Annotated in this window: 21 protein-coding genes; 13 read left to right on the plus strand and 8 right to left on the minus strand. The window is 62.2% G+C overall.

Annotated elements, in window-relative coordinates:
- Positions 1 to 237: 237 nt before the first annotated feature.
- The 6 genes from N8H74_RS01000 to pilG all read right to left on the minus strand — a co-directional run bounded on the left by N8H74_RS01000 (position 238) and on the right by pilG (position 10,220).
- Positions 238 to 705 carry a chemotaxis protein CheW gene (locus tag N8H74_RS01000; RefSeq protein ID WP_217829441.1) on the minus strand — a complete coding sequence of 156 codons (468 nt, stop codon included), beginning with the start codon at positions 703 to 705 and terminating at the stop codon, positions 238 to 240.
- Positions 698 to 6,601: an Hpt domain-containing protein gene (locus N8H74_RS01005; RefSeq protein ID WP_262145874.1), complete on the minus strand. Its 5,904-nt coding sequence runs from the start codon at positions 6,599 to 6,601 to the stop codon at positions 698 to 700. The genes N8H74_RS01000 and N8H74_RS01005 overlap by 8 nt, the downstream gene beginning before the upstream one ends.
- A 34-nt stretch (positions 6,602 to 6,635) precedes the next feature.
- On the minus strand, positions 6,636 to 8,702 hold the full coding sequence (locus N8H74_RS01010) for a methyl-accepting chemotaxis protein (RefSeq protein WP_217829439.1): 2,067 nt from the start codon (positions 8,700 to 8,702) through the stop codon (positions 6,636 to 6,638).
- Positions 8,703 to 8,840: 138 nt separating this feature from the next.
- Positions 8,841 to 9,380 carry a chemotaxis protein CheW gene (locus N8H74_RS01015; RefSeq protein ID WP_217829438.1) on the minus strand — a complete coding sequence of 180 codons (540 nt, stop codon included), beginning with the start codon at positions 9,378 to 9,380 and terminating at the stop codon, positions 8,841 to 8,843.
- 10 nt (positions 9,381 to 9,390) lie between these two features.
- Entirely contained in the window at positions 9,391 to 9,756 is a 366-nt protein-coding gene (gene pilH, locus N8H74_RS01020; protein ID WP_217829437.1) for a twitching motility response regulator PilH, read from the minus strand.
- A 59-nt stretch (positions 9,757 to 9,815) separates the two neighbouring features.
- The gene (gene pilG, locus N8H74_RS01025) at positions 9,816 to 10,220 is read right to left on the minus strand and encodes a twitching motility response regulator PilG (RefSeq protein WP_217829436.1); all 405 of its coding nucleotides are present in this window, start codon (positions 10,218 to 10,220) and stop codon (positions 9,816 to 9,818) included.
- Between the two features lie 225 nt (positions 10,221 to 10,445).
- Between pilG and gshB the strand changes: the two genes are divergently transcribed.
- The 8 genes from gshB (at position 10,446) to N8H74_RS01065 (ending at position 17,376) form a co-directional block, all read left to right on the plus strand.
- Complete coding sequence (gene gshB / locus N8H74_RS01030) at positions 10,446 to 11,417, plus strand: glutathione synthase (RefSeq protein ID WP_217829435.1); 972 nt, start codon at positions 10,446 to 10,448, stop codon at positions 11,415 to 11,417.
- 107 nt (positions 11,418 to 11,524) lie between these two features.
- Positions 11,525 to 12,424, plus strand: a complete 900-nt coding sequence (locus tag N8H74_RS01035) for an energy transducer TonB (protein WP_217829434.1) — start codon at positions 11,525 to 11,527, stop codon at positions 12,422 to 12,424.
- A 62-nt stretch (positions 12,425 to 12,486) separates the two neighbouring features.
- Positions 12,487 to 13,059 carry a YqgE/AlgH family protein gene (locus N8H74_RS01040; protein WP_217829433.1) on the plus strand — a complete coding sequence of 191 codons (573 nt, stop codon included), beginning with the start codon at positions 12,487 to 12,489 and terminating at the stop codon, positions 13,057 to 13,059.
- The gene (gene ruvX, locus N8H74_RS01045; RefSeq protein WP_217829432.1) at positions 13,059 to 13,496 is read left to right on the plus strand and encodes a Holliday junction resolvase RuvX; all 438 of its coding nucleotides are present in this window, start codon (positions 13,059 to 13,061) and stop codon (positions 13,494 to 13,496) included. The genes N8H74_RS01040 and ruvX overlap by 1 nt, the downstream gene beginning before the upstream one ends.
- Positions 13,497 to 13,577: 81 nt before the next feature.
- A complete protein-coding gene (gene pyrR / locus N8H74_RS01050) occupies positions 13,578 to 14,081 on the plus strand; it encodes a bifunctional pyr operon transcriptional regulator/uracil phosphoribosyltransferase PyrR (RefSeq protein ID WP_217829431.1) in 504 nt (167 codons plus the stop codon).
- Positions 14,082 to 14,108: 27 nt separating this feature from the next.
- Positions 14,109 to 15,113, plus strand: coding sequence for an aspartate carbamoyltransferase catalytic subunit (locus tag N8H74_RS01055; RefSeq protein WP_025109148.1), 1,005 nt, complete (start codon positions 14,109 to 14,111; stop codon positions 15,111 to 15,113).
- Positions 15,110 to 16,381 carry a dihydroorotase gene (locus tag N8H74_RS01060; protein ID WP_262145878.1) on the plus strand — a complete coding sequence of 424 codons (1,272 nt, stop codon included), beginning with the start codon at positions 15,110 to 15,112 and terminating at the stop codon, positions 16,379 to 16,381. The genes N8H74_RS01055 and N8H74_RS01060 overlap by 4 nt, the downstream gene beginning before the upstream one ends.
- Positions 16,382 to 16,971: 590 nt before the next feature.
- Positions 16,972 to 17,376: a hypothetical protein gene (locus N8H74_RS01065; RefSeq protein ID WP_262145879.1), complete on the plus strand. Its 405-nt coding sequence runs from the start codon at positions 16,972 to 16,974 to the stop codon at positions 17,374 to 17,376.
- 52 nt (positions 17,377 to 17,428) lie between these two features.
- Here the strand turns inward: N8H74_RS01065 and N8H74_RS01070 are convergent, their stop codons facing one another.
- Positions 17,429 to 17,860 (minus strand): TM2 domain-containing protein, encoded by a 432-nt coding sequence (locus N8H74_RS01070; protein WP_262145880.1) that lies wholly within the window; start codon positions 17,858 to 17,860, stop codon positions 17,429 to 17,431.
- Between the two features lie 248 nt (positions 17,861 to 18,108).
- Between N8H74_RS01070 and N8H74_RS01075 the strand changes: the two genes are divergently transcribed.
- A complete protein-coding gene (locus N8H74_RS01075) occupies positions 18,109 to 18,732 on the plus strand; it encodes a C40 family peptidase (protein WP_217829428.1) in 624 nt (207 codons plus the stop codon).
- Between the two features lie 54 nt (positions 18,733 to 18,786).
- Here N8H74_RS01075 and N8H74_RS01080 read toward each other — a convergent pair whose 3' ends face one another.
- Complete coding sequence (locus N8H74_RS01080) at positions 18,787 to 19,821, minus strand: type IV pilus twitching motility protein PilT (protein WP_217829427.1); 1,035 nt, start codon at positions 19,819 to 19,821, stop codon at positions 18,787 to 18,789.
- A 193-nt stretch (positions 19,822 to 20,014) separates the two neighbouring features.
- Between N8H74_RS01080 and N8H74_RS01085 the strand changes: the two genes are divergently transcribed.
- The 4 genes from N8H74_RS01085 to N8H74_RS01100 are packed head-to-tail and all read left to right on the plus strand — an operon-like array spanning position 20,015 to position 22,429.
- Positions 20,015 to 20,707, plus strand: a complete 693-nt coding sequence (locus N8H74_RS01085; protein ID WP_217829426.1) for a YggS family pyridoxal phosphate-dependent enzyme — start codon at positions 20,015 to 20,017, stop codon at positions 20,705 to 20,707.
- A 9-nt stretch (positions 20,708 to 20,716) separates the two neighbouring features.
- Positions 20,717 to 21,535, plus strand: a complete 819-nt coding sequence (gene proC, locus N8H74_RS01090) for a pyrroline-5-carboxylate reductase (protein ID WP_262145882.1) — start codon at positions 20,717 to 20,719, stop codon at positions 21,533 to 21,535.
- Between the two features lie 10 nt (positions 21,536 to 21,545).
- Complete coding sequence (locus N8H74_RS01095; RefSeq protein ID WP_217829424.1) at positions 21,546 to 22,136, plus strand: YggT family protein; 591 nt, start codon at positions 21,546 to 21,548, stop codon at positions 22,134 to 22,136.
- Entirely contained in the window at positions 22,133 to 22,429 is a 297-nt protein-coding gene (locus N8H74_RS01100) for a DUF167 domain-containing protein (protein ID WP_262145884.1), read from the plus strand. The genes N8H74_RS01095 and N8H74_RS01100 overlap by 4 nt, the downstream gene beginning before the upstream one ends.
- Positions 22,430 to 22,520 lie beyond the last annotated feature (91 nt).

A 22,520-nucleotide genomic window follows, 5' to 3' on the forward strand; every position in this document is an offset into this window, starting at 1 on the left:
ATCATTACGCTGAGCGTAACGATCAAAAGCGCCCTCACCCTGGCCCTCTCCCGGAGGGAGAGGGGACTGATCGGGGGATGTTCGAAAGCTGCAACGACCTGAACGATTTGCTCTGAATCCATAATCAACTCGGTGGCTCAGGTCGATGGATAGCGCAAGACACCTCGGTCGGCCCCCTCGCCCTCCGGGAGAGGGCTGGGGTGAGGGGAATGGGGGCGACACAAAACTCAAGTGGACTCAAACCAGTCCGGCATCCACCAATAACTTCTCCAGCGCCAACAAATCCGGCACCTTCGCCACCTGCTCACCCACCTGCACCGCCGCCTGCTCCAGCGCACACAGCGGCACGTCGACATAACTCAACTGACTGTCGAGCTTGTAGGAACGGGGAATTCCCTGCACCAGCAAGGCAATGAACTTCAGCTCCGGCAACCCGCCCAGCGCATTGAGGATGACGATCCGCGCCCGCTCGCCGATGACGATTTTGTTGCCGCACGCCGACTCGAAACTCAGCAATGGAATCTGCCGTTCACGCCAGGTCACCCGTCCCAGATACCACGGGGGTGTATCGAGGTCGAAGGCGCTGGCCTGGTAGTCGATCAGTTCGGCGACGGCGACGTTGGGCAGGATCAGGTTGCGGTCGGACAGCGGCAGCAGCAGCCCGGTGAGCTGACTGCTGCGGGCGTTATGGCGCCGCTCATGCATGTTTCTTGCTCCATTGCGCGATGCTTTCGAGCAGCACCGATTCCTGGTACGGCTTGCCGAGGTAGTCGTTGACGCCGATGGCCATGGCGCGGTCGCGGTGTTTTTGCCCGGTGCGCGAGGTGATCATGATGATCGGCAGGTGTTGCAGGCGCTCGTCGTGGCGCACCTGGGTCGCCACTTCGAAACCATCCATGCGCGGCATCTCGATATCCAGCAGCATGACGTCGGGCATGTGCTCTTCGAGCAGCAGCATCGCGTCGACCCCGTCCTTGGCGGTCAGCACGTTCATGCCGTGACGCTCGAGCAGGCGGCTGGTGACCTTGCGCACGGTGACCGAATCGTCGACCACCAGCACCAGCAGCGGCTTCTTCGGCTCGCTGCTGACTTCCTGGCCGGCCGGACGTTGCGGCATGCGCACCTGCATCGCGCGGATCGGAGCCAGCAGATCGAGAATCAGCACCACCCGGCCATCGCCCAGAATCGTCGCCCCGGACACGCCCTGCACCGCCGCGAACTGCGGGCCGAGGCTCTTGACCACGATCTCGCGGGTGCCGGCCATGGCATCGACCTGCACCGCGATGTGACGCTCGTTGCATTGCACCAGCAAGACTGGCACCGGCAGGCTCTGGCCGATCAACTTGGGGCGCGGCGCGGTCTTCAGCAATTCGCCCAGATAGCACAGCTCGTAACGCTGGCCGCCGTACTCGTAGACCGGTGGATCGAGATGGAAAAACCCTTCCAGCTCATTCGGCAGCACGCGGACGATGCCGTCGATGGTGTTCAACGGAATCGCGTACTGATCCTCGCCACTCTGCACCATCAGCGCGCGGTTGACCGACACGGTGAACGGCAGGCGAATGCGAAAATGCACGCCCTGCCCCGGCACCGAATCGATGCTCATGCTGCCGCCGAGTTGGCGCACCTCTTCATGGACCACGTCCATGCCGACGCCGCGCCCGGAGATCTGGGTGATTTTTTCGGCGGTGGAAAAGCCCGGCTGGAGGATGAACTGCAACACGTCGCGGTCGCTGATGTCCGCGTCCGGCGCCAGCAAGCCACGCTTGACCGCCTTGCGCCGCACCGCGTCCAGCGGCACGCCGGCGCCGTCATCGCGGATGTCGAAGACGATGTCGCCGCCCTCGCGGGACAGGTCGAGCGTGATCTGCCCCTGCGCTGGTTTGCCCGCCGCCAGCCGCACCTCGGCGGACTCCAGGCCATGGTCGACGGCGTTGCGCAGCATGTGCTCCAGCGGCGCGGCCATGCGTTCGAGGACGTTGCGATCCATCTCGCCTTCGGCATTGCCGACGACGAACGCCACGTCCTTGTTCAGCTCTTCGGCCACCTGGCGGACGATGCGCTTGAGGCGCGGCAGCATGCGCTCGAACGGCACCATGCGCGTGCGCATCAGGCCTTCCTGCAACTCGGTGTTGATCCGTCCCTGTTGTTGCAGCAGGTTCTCCGCGTCGTGGGTACGACGGTCGAGGGTTTCCTTCAGATCGAGCAGGTCGGAAGCCGACTCGAACAGCGCCCGGGACAGTTGCTGCAACTGCGAGTGGCGATCCATTTCCAGCGGATCGAACTCTTCGTAGCCGAGGCGTTCAGCGTCCACTTGCTGACGGCTGAGAATCCGCCCCTGGGTTTCCGTATCGAGACGGCGCAACTGGTCGCGCATCCGCTCGATGGTGGTTTCCATCTCGTTCAGGGCGACTTGTGCATCGTTGACCTGCTGCTCGATCCGACCACGGAAAATCGAGGTTTCCCCTGCCAGGTTGACCAGTTCGTCGAGCAGTTCGGCGGAGACCTTGACCATGTCCGCGCCCGGCTCGGCGGGTGCGGCGACCGGCTCGCTTTTCAGCGCCACCGGCAGTACCGGCGCCGGGATTTGCGGTGTGGTCGGGTGACTGAAATTCTGGATCGCGCTGATCAGCCGATCCGCTGGCGGACACGGCTGCCCGGCGCGTACCCCATCAAGCATTTGCGCCAGCCGGTCGTGGCTGCGCTGCACCAGCGCAAACAGCTCGGCACTCGGATGCAGCACGCCGCTGGAGAGGCTTTCGTAGAGGTATTCCAACTCATGGGCGAGGTCGCCGATGGGGCCGATTTCCACCATCCGCGCACCGCCCTTGAGGGTGTGCAAGTCGCGCAGCAGGGTTTCCACTTCCTGACGATTTCCCGGCTCGGCTTGCCAGCGTGAGAGCGCCGCGCCGGAGTTTTCGATGATGTCGAAACCTTCTTCGAGGAAGATCTCCAGCAGCTCCGGATCGTGCCCGGCACCTTCATGCCCCACGGCTGATTCAGCCGCTGGCGGCGTGCCGGCGGCGCTGTGCCGCAAGCGCTGAATGGCCTCGATCAGATCCTGCGCATCGTCCAGTGGCTGATGGTTGTGCAAGTGTTCGAGGAACAGCGCCAGCCGTTCATGGCTGTGGCGCAACAGTTTTTCCAATGCCGCACTGTGGCTGTAACGACGGTCCGCCAGACCGCCATAAAGCCCCTCCAGCTCATGGGCCAGATCGCCCACCGCATCGACCTCGGCCATCCGCGCGCCACCCTTGAGGGTGTGCATGTCCCGTTGCAGCGACGACAGCGGCGCGGCATTTTCCGGATCGCTCAGCCAGCGCTGCAAGGCCTGGTCGGCGCTGTCGATGATGTCCACCGCTTCTTCGAGGAAGATCTCGACGATTTCGTCATCCGGCGCGAGGTCGTTGGCGCGCTGATGCAATTGGGCGGTGGCGCTGCCCAGCTCATGGATGCTCAGGGTACGGCTGCCGTCGCTGCGGATCAGGCCCATGGCCGATGGGTCGAGGCTTTCGTCGAGCAGTTCGTGCAAGGCGCGAATGCGTTGTGGCTGCGGCGTGACTTCCTGGCCCGCGGCCAGTTCGTCGAGCATGTTGATCAGCGCTTCGTGGGCCTGCTGCGCCTCGGCGAAGAACCGCTCGCTGACCGCCAGGCTGCTTTCTTCCACCGCGCCATACAGGTCGAGCAAGGCTTCGCACAACACGTCCACCGGCAGCAGGTCCGCCAGGTGCGCGCCCTCGCCGAGGGTGGTCAGTTCATCCAGCAGCGCGCTGAGCTCCTGACGTTCGCCGGGGTGCTGCTGCCAGCGCTGCAAAAGGTTTTCGGCGTCGAGCAGGATGTCCATGCCCTGAGCCAGGAAGTTGTTGATCAATTGCGGATCGCGCTTGATCCGCGAGCCGCGATCCGGCGCGTTGAGCACCGCGTCCAGACGCTCGCCGAGCAAGGCCTCCGTGCGTTTGATCAACGAATGCGCGCCGACGATCGGCGCCAGCGGATCGTGTCGAAACTGGCGCAGGCCGATGCGAAACAGGCCTTCGGCCTCCAGCAGCAGTTCGACTTCGTCCAGATCCAGCGGCAGTTGATGGGCCTTGAACTCCCGGGCCAGTTTGTCCAGCGGCGCCGCCAGTTCGGCAATCGGCAACACGCCGGCCATCGACGCGCTGCCCTTGAGGGTATGCAGCGCCCGCTGCAACTCGTCGCTGGCCTGCAACGGCACGTGCTCGGCGGCTTGATCGAGGAAACGGTTGAGGCTGGCGAGATGGGTTTCGGCCTCGTTGCGGAAGATCTCCAGCAACAACGGGTCGAGCGCCGCGACGTCCGCCACATCTTCGGCGGGCAGCGGCTTGTCGCCCTTGGCAAGCGCATGGGCACGCGCCGCCAGTTGATCGACATCGTGACGCTGGCGCTGGGCGTTGATGGCGAATTCGGCAATCAGATCGGGCAACAGCAGCACGGTGTCATCGAGCAACTGCTGCACCGCCGAATCGGGTTCGACGCTGCTTTCCAGCACTCGGTTGAGCAGGTTTTCCAGCGCCCACGCCAGCTCGCCAAGGATCAGCGCACGCACCATGCGACCGCTGCCTTTCAAGGTGTGGAAGGCGCGACGCAGTTCGCTCAGCGCCTCGCGATCGTCGGGCGCGGCGGTCCAGCGCGGCAGGTATTCACGCAGCACCGCAAGCACTTCCTCGGTCTCTTCGAGAAACACTTCGCGCAACTCGTCATCCACCGGTTCTTCACCGGCCGGCGGCGGCATCAGGCTGCCCGGCGTGGTCTGCGCCGGCGGGTTGACTGCCGACACCGGACTGGCCAGCACATCGGCCAGCGACTGGGCGACCTGCGGATCATCCAGTTCCTGCAAGTCTTGCATCACCAGCGCCTCGCCGGGGCTGAGCCGGTCATCCAGCAGCGGCACATGCTGTTCGCTGGGGAAGTAGCCGAGGCGCGCCAGGCTCTTTTGCGCCACATCCAGCAGTTGTTCGCTCGGCGCTTGCGGGTCGTCGCTCAGGCGTTCGAGGTAATACTCCAGGCTGCTGATGGCGTCGGCGAGATGATCCAGTTGCTGCCAGCCGGGCTCATGCGGATCAAGCAGCAAGTGTTCGCGGATAAAACCGTTGCAGGCTTCGAGCAGGCTCGCCGCGCGGCTCAGCGGAATCATCGCCAGCGCGCCACGCACCTGGGTCAACAGCGCCGGCAAGCCCTGTAGTTGCTGCCGGTCCCAATCGGCGTCGATGTAGTCGACGATCATGTCCTTGGCCTGTTGCAGGCCGATGCGCGCTTCCTTGATCACGATCTGATGGATCTGGGTCAGATCGGTGGTCGGCAGGCGACTGTCGTCCTGGCTCTCCGGCTCGACGGTGCCGACCATTCCGGCCAACGTCGCCTCGACGTAGAGCAAGGCCCCGGCGACGTCCATCAGGATCGCGTCATTCGGTTCGCGATGGCCCTGGGCGAGGCTGAGCACCACCGCCAGTTGATCGATGATGACCTTGCGCGGCTGGCCGAAACCGAGCACTGCCAGGGTGTCGGCGATCTGCCGCAGCGGCGCCAGCAGACTGTCCAGATCCGAGGCGTGCTGACGGTCGCTGCGCACGAACAGGTCGAGACGTTCCTTGACCCGCACCAACTCCTCGCACAACGCCACGAGCACCGAGCGCATTGCATCGCGGTCGGGGCCGGCCAGGCGTGCGCGTTCTTCGTCGACCATCGCGCTGTCGGGCAACGCGTCGTCCAGGGAGTAGCGATCTTTCATGGTCAGCATCTGCCCGGTGGGATGTTCGGCTTTGGCAATATAGAACAGCAGGCTTTTGAGCAGCTCCGGCGGTGGCGGCTGATTGAGGCCGGCCATGCCCTGGTCAAGCAGGCGCTTGAGTTCCTTGTCGGCGTCCTTGAACAAACTGCGCAGCGCCGGGCTGTTGGCGATCCGCCCCTCGCGCATGCCCTCGACCAGCGCCGAGGCGACCTGCCACAACGGGCTCAACGGCGCGTTGCCGCTCAGCGCTTCGAGGCGGGTAAAGAGTTTCGCCAAATAGCCCAGATGGGGCTGATCGTCCTGCTCGCGCAATAGACCGACCAGGGCCATTTGCAGCATCTGGCGCAATTTGCGCAGCACGCCGGGCAGCTCCGCCGGCTCCAGCAGCGCCAGTGCTTCCTGGCTCAGGGGCGGCAGTTGTGGCAGTTGCGGGCTGAACAGGCTGGTTTCCGACAACAGGCTTTCGCCGCGCGCGCTGCGCAAGTCGTTTATCAGCGGCAACACCACCAGCGGCAGATCGCGGCGGGCGCCCTGTACGCGGTCAAGGTAAGTCGGCAATTGGCCGAGGGCCTGCATCAGCAGATGCAGGGCTTCGTCGCGATGACTGACGCGCTCATGTTGCAAGGCGTCGACCAGATGCTCCATCTCTTCGGCCAGCAACGCCGCGCCGTAGAACTCGACCATCTGCAAACTGCCGTGCACCTGATGGATGCACGTCAGGCACTCGTCCAGGCCAGCGGAGGCCTGCGGATCGTCCAGCACGATTTCGATCGCCTGATGCGCCTGCTTCAGCGTTTCGGCAATTTCGCCCTTGACCCATTCGAGGGCCACGTAGTCGTGCCGATCACCCATAACCACTCCGCTCAACATTGATCCGCCGCAGACTTCACGCCTTGCTCGCCACAGGTTCGGGCACAGGCGTGGTCGGCAAGGTGAAACCGGACACCGAGCGACGCAACTGGCTGGCCATCTTCGCCAGGTTGCCGATGCTCTCGGCGGTGGCCGTGGAACCGGACGAGGTCTGCGAGGTGATCTGCTGGATCACGTTCATCGTCAGGGAAATCTGCCCGGCCGAAGACGTCTGCTGCTGCGCCGCATTGGAGATGCTCTGAATCAGCGCCGCAAGGGTCTTGGACACGCCTTCGATTTCTTCCAGGGCCACTCCCGCATCCTGCGCCAGCCGTGCGCCGCGCACCACTTCGGTGGTGGTCTGCTCCATGGAAATCACCGCTTCGTTGGTGTCGGTCTGGATCGCCCGCACCAGGGTTTCGATCTGCCGGGTCGCGGCGGAAGAACGCTCGGCGAGACGCTGCACTTCGTCGGCGACCACCGCGAAACCACGCCCGGCATCACCGGCCATGGACGCCTGGATCGCCGCGTTGAGGGCGAGGATGTTGGTCTGGTCGGCAATGTCGTCGATCAGGCTGACGATGTCGCCGATTTCCTGGGACGACTCACCCAAGCGCTTGATGCGCTTGGCGGTGTCCTGGATCTGTTCGCGAATGTTGTCCATGCCGTGGATGGTGTTGTGTACCACCTCGTTGCCCTTGTTGGCGATTTCCACCGAGCGCTCGGCCACCGCCGAGGATTCGGCGGCGTTGGCCGACACCTGATCGATGGATTCGGCCATGTCGCTGATCGCCGTCGAGGCTTCGGAAATCTGCTGCGCCTGATGCTCCGAGGCCTGCGCCAGGTGCATCGCGGTGGCCTGGGTTTCCTGCACCGCCGCCGCGACCTGCCCCGCCGTCAGGTTGATGGTCGCCACCAGATCACGCAGTTGGTCGACGGAATAGTTGATCGAGTCGGCGATGGTGCCGGTGAAGTCTTCGGTCACCGAGGCGGTCACCGTCAGGTCGCCGTCGGCGAGGTCTTCGATTTCATCGAGCAGGCGCATGATCGCGTTCTGGTTGCGCTCGTTCTTCTCGGCGGTCTCACGCAACTGACGGTTGGTTTCGCGCACCATGACCATGCCGATCAGGATGATCGAGGCCAGCGCCAGCAGCCCCAGCACATAGCCGCCGATGGTATCGGTGCTGCGCCCGCCGGCCAGGTTCTCGAAACGGCTGGCCAGGTGCGAGGCTTCATCGAGCAACGTTTGCGACAGGCTGAAAATATTGGTGGCCGACTCGCGGACCTTGAACAGCTCCGGCGAGGTTTCGAGGATTTCATCCACGGAGCCGGAGACGAACTGGAACAGTTCGGAAATCTCGCTCAGACGTGCCCGGGCGTCACGGTCTTCGACCTGGCTGACTTTCAGCGCCGGGTTGCCTTGCAGCATGCCGTTGAGCACCTGGCCGAAGCGGGTCGCGTCGCGGCCGAACGCGTCGGCGGCCTGTTGCGAGTTTTCGTCACCGGAAAGCACGGTGTTGACCGCGCCGAGAATCCGTTCGGCCAGCAGCGACTGACGCTGGGCCATCGCCACCTGCGCCGCCGGAGCGCCGCGTTGCAGAAGGATCTCCACGACTTTTTCGTATTCGATCTGCAACTGCGGCACGGTTTCGGCCAGGGTCGCGGCGACCTGATGCAGCGACAGCACGGTCTGCTCGCTGGAGAGGATGGCGTCGGTGTTTTTCAGCAGGCGCTCCCAGTCCAGTTGCACGGCGCGCATTTCCGGGCGCACGGTGGCCGGCGCGGGCGGCAGGCCGGTGGCCGGGTCGCCTTTTTTCAGGTAGCCCCAGCGCTGGGCGAAATCGTTGCGCGCATCGCTCAGCAGCTTGAACGCGGCGGCCTTGCCGGCGGCGGCTTCGGTGGCGTTCTTGGCGATCCGCTGCGACAGCACTCGCAGTTCACCGGCGTGACCGATGTACTGCTTGTCGTAGTTGGCCTGGGTATTGAGGTACGCGAAGTTGGCGAACAGCAGCATGATGAACACGATCAGCGCGATAAACAGCACGATGATCTGCGAGCGGCTGCGCGAGCCTTCTGCGGGCTTGCCTGTTTTTGCTTTTATCATCCGCACCTTCCAAGACTTGCCGAAGAACCGTGGGAGCGGGCTTGCTCGCGAATGCGGTGAGGCAGCCAGCATGAGTGTTGAACGGAACACCGCTTTCGCGAGCAAGCCCGCTCCCACATGAGTTCTCTGTTGTTGCGACTATATTGCGACGTTCATGAAGCCCGGCGACTGCGCCAGCGCAAACAGACTGAACACCCGCCAGTCCTGCTCGCGGCGAAAGTGCCCTTTGACGAACTCGGCCTTCGCGCCGAAGCGCTCGCTGATCGGCAGCGGCTCGAAACTGTCCTGCTCGAAATGCTGCAGGCCGAACACCTCGTCGACCATCAGTCCGGCGAACACGTCCTGATGCTCCACCACCAGCACCCGGCGCTGCTTGCGCAGCGGCGACAGGTCATGGCCGAAGAAGCCGCACAGGTCCATGATCGGCAACAGCCGCCCGCGCAGGTTGGCCACCCCCTTGACCCAGGACTTGACCCCCGGCAACTGGGTGAAGCGCGGTTCGGGCAGCACTTCACTGACTTCGCCCATTGGCGTGACGTACCAGTGCTCGCCCAGGCGAAAACCGATGCCGCTCCAGCGATCCTGACGCGCCGCCTGCGACGGCAGGTCCGCCGCCAGCAGGCGGCAGCGCTGGTCGATCTGCCACAACAGCTCGAACGCGGTCAGCGACTCGCTCATGGCGGCGCGATCAACCGGCCAGCACGTTGTTCAGGGTCTTGATCAGGGTTTCTTCGTCGACCGGTTTGGTCAGGTAATCCCTGGCGCCCTGGCGGGTGCCCCAGACCTTGTCGGTTTCCTGATCCTTGGTGGTGATGATGATCACCGGGATGTGGCTGGTTTCGCTGTCCTTGGTCAACTGGCGGGTGGCCTGAAAGCCGTTGAGGCCGGGCATGACAATGTCCATCAGCACCGCGTCGGGTTTTTCCTGGCGGGCCAGGGCCACGCCGTCCGCGCCGTTTTCGGCCTTCAACACCTCATGGCCGTGCTTTTCCAGCATGCCGGTCAGTTTGTACATTTCGGTCGGCGAATCATCGACGATCAGAATACGTGCCATGGTCTTCCCCATTTTCTTGTCGACACCCGGCCCGCTGGCCGCGCGTCTCTGTACGTGTCTTACTGCGGCAAAACAGCAGCGAAGCCCGGAACATGGGCCGCAATCGCGTCGAGCAGTTCTTCCTTGCTGAAAGGCTTGGTCAAAAATTGATCGGAACCGACAATCCGCCCCTTGGCCTTGTCGAACAGCCCGTCCCGCGACGACAGCATGATCACCGGCGTGGCCTTGAACGCACTGTTGTTCTTGATTAAAGCGCAGGTCTGATAACCATCCAGACGGGGCATCATGATGTCGACAAAAATGATTCCGGGGTGGTTGTCGGCGATCTTCGCCAGGGCATCGAAACCGTCGATGGCCGTGATGACTTCGCACCCCGCGTTCTTCAACAACGTTTCGGCGGTGCGACGAATCGTTTTCGAGTCATCGATCACCATGACCTTCAAGGCGCTGGACTGCTGTTCCATAAGAGGGCTCTACCGTCGCCTTTGCGAATCAATTTGTCCGTTTTGCGATGAGTGATGGCTGAAAACCCTTGTTCTTCAAGGGCCAGCGCGCTATGCCAGCCTTTTTAGCACAGTCTCCAGATGCAATCTATCGACGGGTTTTTCCTTGACCGCAAACCCGCCCGGAGCCACTCTGACGCCACTTTTTCAATACCGATCCGGTAGCCAATTTTCGAGGAAACCCCAATGAGCGTTCGCGTCGGGATTGTCATGGACCCTATCGCCAGCATTTCCTATAAAAAGGATAGCTCGCTGGCCATGCTGCTGGCCGCGCAGAAGCGCGGCTGGGAGCTGTTCTATATGGAACAGCAAGACCTGTATCAGGCCGAAGGCCAGGCCCGGGCGCGGATGCGTCCGCTGAAGGTCTTCGCCAACCCGGAAAAATGGTTCGAACTGGAAGCCGAGCAGGACAACCTGTTGAGCGACCTGGACGTGATCCTGATGCGCAAGGACCCGCCGTTCGACATGGAGTTCGTCTACTCCACCTACCTGCTCGAACAGGCCGAAACCGCCGGCGTGCTGGTGGTCAACAAGCCGCAGAGCCTGCGCGACTGCAACGAAAAGCTGTTCGCCACGCTGTTCCCGCAGTGCACGCCGCCGACCATCGTCAGTCGTCGCCCGGACGTGCTGCGCGAATTTGCCGACCATCATGGCGACGTCATCCTCAAGCCGCTGGACGGCATGGGCGGCTCGTCGATCTTCCGCCACACCGCCGGTCACCCGAACCTGTCGGTGATCCTCGAAACCCTGACCCTGCACGGCAAGCAGCAGATCATGATCCAGGGTTACCTGCCGGCCATCGTCGACGGTGACAAACGCATCCTGATGATCGACGGCGAACCGGTGGATTACTGCCTGGCGCGGATCCCGGCCAAGGGCGAAACCCGTGGCAACCTCGCGGCCGGCGGTCGTGGCGAAGCCCGTCCGCTGACCGATAAGGATCGCTGGATCGCCGCCCAGGTCGGCCCGACCTTGCGCGAGAAGGGCCTGCTGTTTGTCGGCCTGGACGTGATCGGCGAGCACCTGACCGAAATCAACGTCACCAGCCCGACCTGCATCCGCGAAATCGACAATGCCTTCGGCACCGATATCGGCGGAATGTTGATGGAGGCGATCGACAAGAAGCTGCAAGCTGCTGGCAAAAAGCCGCGAGTTTGACGTGCGTCACATGCAGCCTGTCGCTTGAAGCGTGAAGCCCAAGGCGCGAAACCAACATTGCGTTATCATGCGCAGCCTTTGAAAAACGCGATGTTGGTTTTCTTGTCATGACTCTCCCGTCCGATCTGCCTGCTGAACTCGCCCATCGCGGCGTGCGCCCGGCCGATCGCCTCGGATTTACCCTTTTTCTCGCGGCGCTGATTCATTTGGCGCTGCTGCTCGGCGTGGGTTTCACCATGGTCGAGCCGAAACAGATCAGCAAAACCCTGGAAATCACCCTCGCCACGTTCAAGAGCGAGAAGAAACCCGCGAAGGCCGACTTCCTCGCCCAGGAAAACCAGGAAGGCAGCGGCACCCTCGACAAGAAGGCGATTCCCAAGACCACCGAGGTCGCGCCGTTCCAGGACAATCAGGTCAAGAAGGTCACTCCGCCGCCGGCCGCCAAGCCGGAAGTGCAGGAGGCCGCGCCCAAGGCAGCGGTGACCACCATCGCGCCGAAGCCGAAAAAGGCCCCGACCAAGAAAGAAGAAACCAAAACCGAGGTCAAACCGACGGTCGACGCGCCGACGTTCGACAGCTCGCAGCTGTCCAGCGACATCGCCAGCCTCGAAGCCGAACTGGCCAACGAACAACAGCTGTACGCCAAGCGCCCGCGCATCCACCGCTTGAGCGCCGCGTCGACCATGCGCGACAAGGGTGCCTGGTATAAAGACGAATGGCGCAAGAAGGTCGAGCGCATCGGCAACCTCAATTACCCCGAAGAAGCCCGGCGCAAGCAGATCTACGGCAACCTGCGGTTGATGGTGTCGATCAACCGCGACGGCTCGCTGTACGAAGTGCTGGTGCTGGAGTCCTCCGGCCAACCACTGCTGGACCAGGCGGCGCAGCGCATCGTCCGACTGGCGGCACCCTTTGCACCGTTTACCGGTGATCTGTCGGACATCGACCGCCTGGAAATCATCCGCACCTGGAAATTCGCCCGGGGCGACAAGCTTTCCAGCAACTGAGCCGGGTATTTCCAGACATCCCCGGCTTGTCAGTTCGGCCCTTGACCGCCACACTAGCGCACATGAAAAACGTCAGCCCCAGTTACCTCAAGCATCACTTCCTGATCGCCATGCCACACATGGCCGACCCGAATTTTGCCCACACCTTGACCTACATCGTCGAGCACACGGCCAATGGCGCCATGGGGCTGGTGGTCAACCGACCGCAAGAGCTGAATCTGGCTGACATTCTCGAGCAACTTCGCCCGGATATCGATCCGCCAGCACTGTGCCAGCATGTGCCGATCTTCATTGGCGGCCCGGTGCAGACCGATCGCGGTTTTGTCCTGCATCCGGCGGGCCAGACATTCCAGGCCACCGTCGAGCTGGACGGCGAGCTGGCGCTGTCCACCTCCCAGGACGTGCTGTTTGCCATCGCCGATGGCGTCGGCCCGGCGAAAAGCCTGATTACCCTCGGGTATGCCGGCTGGGAAGCCGGGCAGCTGGAAGCGGAACTGGCCGACAACGCCTGGCTGACCTGCCCGTACGACGCCGATATCCTGTTCAACACCAGCAGCGAGCTGCGTCTGGAAGCGGCGGCCAGGCACCTAGGGATCAACCTCAGCCTGCTGACCAGCCAGGCAGGTCACGCCTGATGGCCCTGCGCCTGATCCTCGGCTTCGACTACGGCACCAAACAGATCGGCGTGGCGGTCGGCCAGGTGATTACCGGCCAGGCCCGCGAACTCTGCACCCTGAAAGCGCAGAACGGGGTGCCCGACTGGAATCAGGTCGAGGCCCTTATAAAGGAATGGAAACCCGACGCCGTGGTGGTCGGCCTGCCGCTGAACATGGACGGCACGCCGAGCGAGATGTGCGTCCGCGCGGAAAAATTCGCCCGACGCCTCAACGGCCGCTTCAACCTGCCTTTCTATACCCATGACGAGCGCCTGACGACGTTCGAGGCCAAGGGCGAACGGCTGCAGCGTGGCGGACAAAAGGGCAGTTACCGCGACAACCCGGTGGACGCCATCGCCGCCGCCCTGCTATTGCAGGGCTGGCTCGACGAAAACACCGCATTATTCGAATCCTGAAAAGCGCTACGGCGCTTTTCTTTTGGTTACAACCCGAGCCACCAGCTTCAAGCACCGGCTCGACCCCAAGAAGGAGCAACCATGAGCCTGCCCAATCCCGCCGATCTGATCAGCCAGATGGCGACCCGCCTCAAGACGCACCTCGCCCAGCGTGACATCAGCGAACCGCGTTACATCGGCATTCGCACCGGCGGCGTCTGGGTCGCCCAGGCACTGCTCGAGGAACTGGGCAGCGACGCGCCACTGGGCACCCTGGATGTCTCCTTCTATCGCGACGACTTCAGCCAGAACGGCCTGCACCCGCAAGTGCGCCCGTCTGCCCTGCCCTTCGAGATCGAAGGCCAGCATCTGGTGCTGATCGACGACGTCCTGATGAGCGGCCGCACCATCCGCGCCGCCATGAACGAACTGTTCGACTACGGCCGTCCGGCCAGCGTGACCCTGGTCTGCCTGCTGGACCTGGACGCCGCCGAACTGCCGATCCGCCCGAACGTGGTGGGCGCGACCCTGTCGCTGGCCGCCCACGAGCGGGTCAAGCTGTCCGGCCCGGAGCTGAACCTCGAACTGCAAGACCTTGCCCTTTAATCCGCCCTATTGAGAGTCCCCTTCGCGATGACGCCTCTAGATACCAAGCGCCCGCTGCAGCTCAATGATCAGGGCCAGCTGCGCCACTTCCTCTCGCTCGACGGCCTGCGCCGCGAGCTGTTGACGGAAATCCTCGACACCGCCGACTCGTTCCTCGAAGTCGGCGCCCGGGCGGTGAAGAAAGTCCCGTTGCTGCGCGGCAAGACCGTGTGCAACGTGTTCTTCGAAAACTCCACCCGCACCCGTACCACCTTCGAACTGGCGGCCCAGCGGCTGTCGGCGGACGTGATCACCCTGAACGTGTCGACTTCGTCGGCCAGCAAGGGCGAAACCCTGCTCGACACCCTGCGCAACCTGGAAGCCATGGCCGCCGACATGTTCGTCGTGCGCCACGGTGACTCCGGCGCCGCGCACTTCATCGCCGAACATGTCTGCCCGCAAGTGGCGATCATCAACGGCGGCGACGGCCGGCACGCCCACCCGACCCAGGGCATGCTCGACATGCTCACCATCCGTCGGCACAAGGGCAGCTTCGAAAACCTCTCGGTGGCCATCGTCGGCGACATCCTGCACTCGCGGGTCGCGCGCTCGAACATGCTCGCGCTGAAAACCCTCGGCTGCCAGGACATCCGCGTGATCGCGCCGAAAACCCTGCTGCCGATCGGTATCGAGCAATACGGCGTGAAGGTCTACACCGACATGACCGAAGGCCTCAAAGACGTCGACGTGGTGATCATGCTGCGCCTGCAACGCGAACGCATGACCGGCGGCCTGCTGCCGAGCGAAGGCGAGTTCTATCGCCTGTTCGGCCTCACCACCGCACGCCTGGCCGGGGCCAAGCCTGACTGCATCGTCATGCACCCGGGGCCGATCAACCGTGGCGTGGAAATCGAATCGGCGGTGGCCGACGGCCCGCATTCGGTGATCCTCAACCAGGTGACCTACGGCATCGCGATTCGTATGGCCGTGCTGTCCATGGCCATGAGCGGGCAGACCGCCCAGCGTCAATTCGAGCAGGAGAACGCCCAGTGAAGCTCAGCATTCTCGGCGCCCGCGTCATCGATCCAAGCAGCGGCCTGGATCAAATCACCGATATTCACGTTGAAGCCTGCAAGATCGTCGCCCTCGGCGCCGCTCCGGCCGGTTTCACCGCTGTCGACACCATCGACGCCCAGGGCCTGGTGGCCGCTCCGGGGCTGGTCGATCTGAACGTTGCCCTGCGCGAGCCGGGCTACAGCCGCAAAGGCAGCATCACCAGCGAAACCCGCGCCGCCGCCGCCGGTGGCGTGACCAGCCTGTGCTGCCCGCCGAAGACCAAACCGGTGCTCGACACCTCCGCCGTGGCCGAACTGATCCTCGACCGCGCCCGCGAGGCCGGCAACACCAAGGTGTTCCCGATCGGCGCCCTGAGCAAGGGCCTGGACGGCGAACAACTGGCCGAGCTGGTGGCCTTGCGTGACGCCGGCTGCGTGGCCTTCGGCAACGGCCTGGAGAGTTTCCGCAACACCCGTACCCTGTGCCGGGCGCTGGACTACGCGGCGACCTTCGACCTGACGGTAATCTTCAACTCGCAGGATCACGACCTGGCCGACGGCGGCCTCGCCCATGAAGGCCCGACCGCCAGTTTCCTCGGCCTGCCGGGCATTCCGGAAACCGCCGAAACCGTGGCCCTGGCCCGGGATCTGCTGCTGGTGGAACAGACGGGCGTACGCGCGCACTTCAGCCAGCTGACCAGCGCTCGCGGCGTTGCGCTGATCGCCCAGGCCCAGGCGCGTGGCCTGAAAGTCACGGCGGATGTGGCGCTGTATCAGCTCATTCTCACCGATGAAGCGCTGATCGACTTCAGCAGCCTCTACCATGTGCAACCGCCACTGCGCACCCGCGCCGACCGCGATGGCCTGCGCGCAGCGGTGAAGTCCGGCGTGGTCTCGGCAATTTCCAGCCACCATCAACCCCACGAACGCGACGCCAAACTGGCGCCGTTCGGCGCGACCGAGCCGGGCATCAGCAGCGTCGAACTGCTGCTGCCGCTGGCGATGACGCTGGTGGAAGACGGCCTGCTCGACCTGCCGACCCTGCTGGCCCGCCTGAGCGCCGGCCCGGCCGACGCCCTGCGCCTGCCGGCGGGCAAACTGACGGTGGGCGGCGCGGCGGATATCGTGCTGTTCGATCCGAAGGCCTCGACCGTTGCCGGCGAAACCTGGCTGTCGAAGGGCGAGAACTGCCCGTTCCTCGGCCATAGCCTGCCGGGTGTGGTGCGTTACACCCTGGTGGATGGCCGGATCAGCCATCAGGCATGAAGGCAAGAGATAGCAGGCTGTAATGGCCTGCTATCTCTTGAATTCTATTTAATAGCGACAAACATCCTTGCTGGTAAAGTCACGCTTAAAGTCATTCCTCGCAACACCATCTCCTTCGCGCTATCTCCGCCGTTAGATCTACACCGATTGACGTAGGAAATCGGCCGCCCGCCATAAAGAAATATCCGACGTTTTTACACTCTCGTAAAAACAACCTCGACACAATCAGAAACAGCCTACAAAGTTCTCATAGGCGACACTTACGCGCAGCCATTAACATAAAACTGTCAAAAGGATAACCAATACCCACAAGGATTAGCATATGAAGAATGGACTTACGCTTCCCCCTATTGTCACCAGAGGCACAACAGGAAATTCTGGCGGCTTTACAGTTGACTCCGGTTTCAGATGGGGAACATACGCAACAGCAGATTGGCAGGGTGCAGGAGAGGCCATTGTCACCAATGACGGCCAAACCTATTCACTACCACTGAGTAACGGCCCAGTCATAACCTCAGCAGAAATGGACATGTTCCATACTTTGCCTTGAGCATCAGTAACTTTACAGACACCTGCACAATGGAGAGCGAATGAACATTACCTACAAACTATTTAGTTATATTTACCCGATCGCTCTCACAATCACATCTGGCGCAGGAATACTCATACTAGTAGAAAATCTCGAAGCAGGAGCATATGACGTAAACCAGGACTCAATTGGTTTGCCCATCGGTGTAACGCTGGTGATTTTCCTGACACTGGCACTAACGCACCTATTGCAGATTTTCTTATTATGCCGGGGACACGCCAACTTTTTTGCAGGCCTGCTACTGAAAATATCATCCTGCTTGTTTGCCACAGTATCTCTGGTGATCTTGGTGGACAGGATTGTGTATTGGTCCATACCCAATCACGCCATCATTGCAATACTTTATGGTGTCACTGCCGTGACCTTTGTCGCCCTCCAAATGCAAACCTTCGCGCAATGGAAATGACACAAATGCAAGACCGGGTGTCGAGGGGGCTTGCCTGCCCCCTCGACATCAATTACTGAAAGGCGCCCCGCCCTTCGGCATTACGCACTGACACCTGATCGTTCAGCGTCCAGAAGTCATACAGCACGCCAATAAAGAACAGCCCGCCGGTCAACAGATACAGCAGGCCGCTGATCCACTTGCCCTGATACATCCGGTGTACGCCGAATACCCCGAGGAAGGTCAGCAGAATCCACGCCACGTTATATTCAATCGGCCCGGCGGTGAAACGCAGGTCTGCTTCCCGGTCCATCGCCGGAATCAGGAACACGTCGATCAGCCAGCCGATCCCCAGCAACCCGAAAGTGAAAAACCAGATCGTGCCGGTCACCGGTTTGCCGTAATAGAAGCGGTGCGACCCGGTGAAACCGAAAATCCACAGCAGATAACCGATCACTTTGCTGTGGGTGTCCTGCTGTACAACAGGGGTTTGATAGCGGTTCATGAAGACCTCGATTCACACGATAGATAAATATTCTTGAATTCTTTGTGACTTTTTTACAGGTAGCCGACGTACGGCAAATGCTACCTTGTGGTCCGTCAAAGCCTTATAGCGCCTGACTTCTGTCCGACAATTGCGTCCATTTGCCGCTTGTTTGGTTCCGTTGCCACCAGATGGAATCGACCAACGGCCTCGGAAGGGACAAAAAAGCTGTTATAAAGTTGCGCGCTAACACACAAGAGCCCTGCCTAATGCGTCCATTTTTCAAGACATGGCTAACCATTTGCCTATTAATGCCACTGGCCGCCCACGCCACCAATCGTGAGCAACGTCTTCCCAACGTTAACGGTTTCACCCCCAAATCCCATGCTTCTGCTCCATCGAGCAAAAGCAAGCAAGGCAAGACCACCACGCTGAGCAGCAAAAGCCACGGCAAGCTGGTGCCACCGATGGCGACCAAGGAAAGCAGCAATGTCCTCAGCCGTGCGGTAAACGTCCTCGGTACTCCCTATCGTTGGGGCGGCAGCAGCCCGAGTAAAGGCTTCGATTGCAGCGGCCTGGTGAAATACGCGTTCAACGACGCCACGTTCGACCTGCCCCGCACCTCGAACGCCATGGCCAGCGGTCACGGCGAGAAAGTCGAGCGCAAGGATCTGAAACCGGGCGACCTGATTTTCTTCAACATCAAGAGCCGTCGGGTCAATCACGTCGCCATCTACCTGGGTAACGACCGCTTCATCCATGCGCCGCGTCGCGGCAAAGCGGTGAGCATTGATACGCTGAACAAGCCGTATTGGGAACAGCACTACGTGGTTGCCAAGCGGGTGCTGCCGAAAGAGCCGGCCAGCAAGCAGATGCGCGTGGTTCAGCGCTGATTCTTCAGGCAAAACCACAAAAAACGCAGCCCTCGGGCTGCGTTTTTTTCGCCACTAGAAATTATCCGGTGTCCGCGCCTTCTCCCGCGCATGCTCGCGACTGATCAGGCCCTTGGTCACCAGATCCTTCAGGCACATGTCCAGGGTCTGCATCCCCAGCGACCCACCGGTCTGAATCGCCGAATACATCTGCGCCACCTTGTCCTCGCGAATCAGGTTACGGATCGCCGATGTTCCGAGCATGATTTCGTGCGCCGCCACCCGGCCGCCACCGATTTTCTTGATCAGGGTCTGCGACACCACCGCCAGCAAAGACTCAGACAGCATCGAACGCACCATCGACTTCTCGTCGCCAGGGAACACGTCCACGACCCGGTCGATGGTCTTTGCCGCCGACGTGGTGTGCAGCGTGCCGAACACCAGATGCCCGGTTTCGGCGGCGGTCAGGGCCAGGCGAATGGTTTCCAGGTCGCGCATCTCGCCCACCAGAATCACGTCCGGGTCCTCACGTAGCGCCGAACGCAGAGCCGTGGCGAAACTGCGGGTATCGCGATGGACTTCACGCTGATTGATCAGGCATTTGCGCGACTCGTGGACAAACTCGATCGGGTCTTCGATGGTCAGGATATGGTGATGGCGATGGGTGTTGAGGTAATCGATCATTGCCGCCAGGGTGGTGGACTTGCCGGAGCCGGTCGGCCCGGTCACCAGCACCAGCCCGCGCGGAGCGTCGGTGATCTTGCGGAAGACGTCGCCCATGGCGAGATCCTCCATGGTCAGCACTTTCGACGGGATCGTCCGGAACACCGCACCGGCGCCGCGATTCTGGTTGAACGCGTTGACCCGAAATCGCGCCACGCCCGGCACATCGAAGGAAAAATCCGTTTCCAGGTGTTTCTCGAACTCCACGCGCTGGTGATCGTTCATGATGTCGTAGATCAGCTCATGCACCTGCTTGTGATCCAGCGCCGGCAGATTGATCCGTCGCACATCGCCATCCACGCGGATCATCGGCGGCAGTCCGGCCGACAGATGCAGGTCGGAAGCGCCCTGTTTGGCGCTGAAGGCCAGCAGTTCAGTGATATCCATAGCGTCCCTCAATTCCAGTAGAATGCCGCGAACCTTCAGACCGCTGGCGCCAAATCCTGCCTGAAAAGTAGCCGAACGAAGATCAGGCAAGGCAAAAGTCAGCGAAGAAGCGGAGTTGACGTCAGTCAATGGCATTCTGAGGTGACTTTTAACGCCGCATGATCGAGTGCAGGCACTTTTCAGGCAGGATTTGATGTCCACGATAGCAGACAACATCCAACTGGTTAGTTCGCGAATCCGTAACGCCACCCAAGCCGCCGGACGCGATGAAAACAGCGTCCAGCTGCTGGCCGTGAGCAAAACCAAACCGGCCGAAGCCCTGCGCGAAGCGTACGCCGCCGGCCTGCGCGATTTCGGCGAGAACTACCTGCAAGAGGCGTTGGGCAAACAGCTCGAACTGGCCGACCTGCCCTTGATCTGGCACTTCATCGGCCCCATTCAGTCGAACAAGACCCGCTCGATTGCCGAGCATTTCGCCTGGGTGCACTCCGTGGATCGTCTGAAAATCGCCCAACGCCTGTCCGAGCAACGCCCCGCGGATCTGCCGCCACTGAACATCTGCATTCAGGTCAACGTCAGCGGCGAGGCCAGCAAGTCCGGCTGCACGCCGCAAGACCTGCCAGCCCTGGCCCAGGCCATCAGCGCCCTGCCGCGCCTGAAGCTGCGCGGGCTGATGGCAATCCCCGAGCCGACCGAAGATCGCGCCGAGCAGGACGCGGCATTCGCCGCCGTTCAGAAGTTGCAGGCCAGCCTTGATCTGCCCCTCGACACACTTTCCATGGGCATGAGCCACGACCTCGAGTCGGCCATCGCCCAGGGCGCCACCTGGGTGCGTATCGGTACGGCCCTGTTCGGTGCCCGCGACTACTCGAACCCTTCCAGATAAGGATCTGACATGAGCAACACACGTATTGCCTTCATCGGCGCCGGCAACATGGCCGCCAGTCTGATCGGCGGCTTGCGCGCCAAGGGTCTGGAAGCCGCGCAGATCCGCGCCAGCGATCCGGGCGAAGAGACCCGTGGCCGGGTCAGTGCCGAACACGGCATCGAAACCTTTGCCGACAACGCCCAGGCCGTCGACGGCGCCGACGTGGTGGTGCTGGCGGTCAAGCCACAGGCGATGAAAGCGGTCTGCGAGGCGATTCGCCCGAGCCTGAAACCGAATCAACTGGTGGTCTCGATTGCCGCCGGCATCACTTGCGCCAGCATGAACGCCTGGCTCGGCGCCCAACCGATCGTGCGCTGCATGCCCAATACCCCGGCGCTGCTGCGCCAAGGCGTCAGCGGCTTGTACGCCACCGCACAAGTGACCGCCGAACAACGCCAGCAGGCCGAAGAACTGCTGTCCGCCGTGGGCATCGCCCTGTGGCTGAACGAAGAGCAACAGCTGGATGCGGTCACCGCCGTTTCCGGCTCCGGCCCGGCGTACTTCTTCCTGCTGATCGAAGCAATGACCGCTGCCGGGGTCAAACTCGGCCTGCCGAAAGAAACAGCCGAGCAACTGACCCTGCAAACCGCCCTGGGCGCCGCGCACATGGCCGTTTCCAGTGACGTCGACGCCGCCGAACTGCGCCGTCGCGTGACCTCGCCGGCCGGCACCACCGAAGCGGCCATCAAGTCGTTCCAGGCTGACGGTTTCGAAGCAGTGGTGGAAAAAGCACTCGGCGCCGCCGCGCACCGCTCGGCCGAGATGGCCGAACAACTGGGCAAATAAGGAGCCTTACATGATTGGTTTGAACACCGCAGCGGTCTACGTGCTGCAAACCCTCGGCAGCCTGTACCTGCTGATCGTGCTGCTGCGCTTCGTCCTGCAACTGGTGCGGGCGAACTTCTACAACCCGCTGTGCCAGTTCGTGGTCAAGGCCACCCAACCCCTGCTCAAGCCGCTGCGCCGGGTCATCCCGAGCCTGTTCGGCCTGGACATGTCGTCGCTGGTACTGGCGATTCTCGTGCAACTGGCGCTGATGGCGCTGACCCTGCTGCTGACCTACGGCACCACCGGCAATCCACTGCAACTGTTTATCTGGTCGATCATCGGCGTGACCGCGCTGTTCCTGAAGATCTTCTTCTTCGCCCTGATCATCAGCGTGATCCTGTCCTGGGTCGCGCCGGGCAGCCATAACCCGGGCGCCGAACTGGTGAACCAGATCTGCGAGCCGGCCCTGGCGCCGTTCCGTCGCTTCCTGCCGAGCATGGGCGGCCTGGACCTGTCGCCGATCTTCGCCTTCCTGGCGCTGAAGCTGCTGGACATGCTGGTGATCAACAACCTTGCGGCGATGACGATGATGCCGGAAATCCTGCGCCTGCTGATGTGAGCTGGTTCCGTTGGGACGGTGACGACCTGATCCTTGAGTGTCACCTGCAACCGGCAGCCCGCAGCGATGATTTCTGCGGGCTGCACGGCGACCGCCTGAAGATCCGTCTGACCGCGCCGCCGGTCGAAGGCAAGGCCAATGCGTACCTGATGGGGTTTCTGGCCAAGGCTTTTGGGGTTTCCAAGAGTCAGGTCAGCCTGATCAGCGGTGAGTTGAACCGGCAGAAACGTGTGCGGATCTGCTCGCCGAAGAAGCTGCCGGCGTTGCCGGGGCTGGTTGCGCGCGCTTCCTGAAATCGAGTCGCCCCTCACCCCAACCCTCTCCCGAGGGAGAGGGGGCCGCACTTTATTGTTTTCGGGACTTGAGTTCACCTCAAAAATGCCA

Source organism: Pseudomonas sp. B2M1-30, assembly GCF_025447575.1.
Classification (GTDB): domain Bacteria; phylum Pseudomonadota; class Gammaproteobacteria; order Pseudomonadales; family Pseudomonadaceae; genus Aquipseudomonas; species Aquipseudomonas botevensis.

Coding starts and splice junctions, on each gene's coding strand:
- N8H74_RS01000 (WP_217829441.1), bottom strand. CDS start 705: ATGCATGAGCGGCGCCATAACGCCCGCAGCAGTCAGCTCACCGGGCTG.
- N8H74_RS01005 (WP_262145874.1), bottom strand. CDS start 6,601: ATGGGTGATCGGCACGACTACGTGGCCCTCGAATGGGTCAAGGGCGAA.
- N8H74_RS01010 (WP_217829439.1), bottom strand. CDS start 8,702: ATGATAAAAGCAAAAACAGGCAAGCCCGCAGAAGGCTCGCGCAGCCGC.
- N8H74_RS01015 (WP_217829438.1), bottom strand. CDS start 9,380: ATGAGCGAGTCGCTGACCGCGTTCGAGCTGTTGTGGCAGATCGACCAG.
- pilH (WP_217829437.1), bottom strand. CDS start 9,756: ATGGCACGTATTCTGATCGTCGATGATTCGCCGACCGAAATGTACAAA.
- pilG (WP_217829436.1), bottom strand. CDS start 10,220: ATGGAACAGCAGTCCAGCGCCTTGAAGGTCATGGTGATCGATGACTCG.
- gshB (WP_217829435.1), top strand. CDS start 10,446: ATGAGCGTTCGCGTCGGGATTGTCATGGACCCTATCGCCAGCATTTCC.
- N8H74_RS01035 (WP_217829434.1), top strand. CDS start 11,525: ATGACTCTCCCGTCCGATCTGCCTGCTGAACTCGCCCATCGCGGCGTG.
- N8H74_RS01040 (WP_217829433.1), top strand. CDS start 12,487: ATGAAAAACGTCAGCCCCAGTTACCTCAAGCATCACTTCCTGATCGCC.
- ruvX (WP_217829432.1), top strand. CDS start 13,059: ATGGCCCTGCGCCTGATCCTCGGCTTCGACTACGGCACCAAACAGATC.
- pyrR (WP_217829431.1), top strand. CDS start 13,578: ATGAGCCTGCCCAATCCCGCCGATCTGATCAGCCAGATGGCGACCCGC.
- N8H74_RS01055 (WP_025109148.1), top strand. CDS start 14,109: ATGACGCCTCTAGATACCAAGCGCCCGCTGCAGCTCAATGATCAGGGC.
- N8H74_RS01065 (WP_262145879.1), top strand. CDS start 16,972: ATGAACATTACCTACAAACTATTTAGTTATATTTACCCGATCGCTCTC.
- N8H74_RS01070 (WP_262145880.1), bottom strand. CDS start 17,860: ATGAACCGCTATCAAACCCCTGTTGTACAGCAGGACACCCACAGCAAA.
- N8H74_RS01075 (WP_217829428.1), top strand. CDS start 18,109: ATGCGTCCATTTTTCAAGACATGGCTAACCATTTGCCTATTAATGCCA.
- N8H74_RS01080 (WP_217829427.1), bottom strand. CDS start 19,821: ATGGATATCACTGAACTGCTGGCCTTCAGCGCCAAACAGGGCGCTTCC.
- N8H74_RS01085 (WP_217829426.1), top strand. CDS start 20,015: ATGTCCACGATAGCAGACAACATCCAACTGGTTAGTTCGCGAATCCGT.
- proC (WP_262145882.1), top strand. CDS start 20,717: ATGAGCAACACACGTATTGCCTTCATCGGCGCCGGCAACATGGCCGCC.
- N8H74_RS01095 (WP_217829424.1), top strand. CDS start 21,546: ATGATTGGTTTGAACACCGCAGCGGTCTACGTGCTGCAAACCCTCGGC.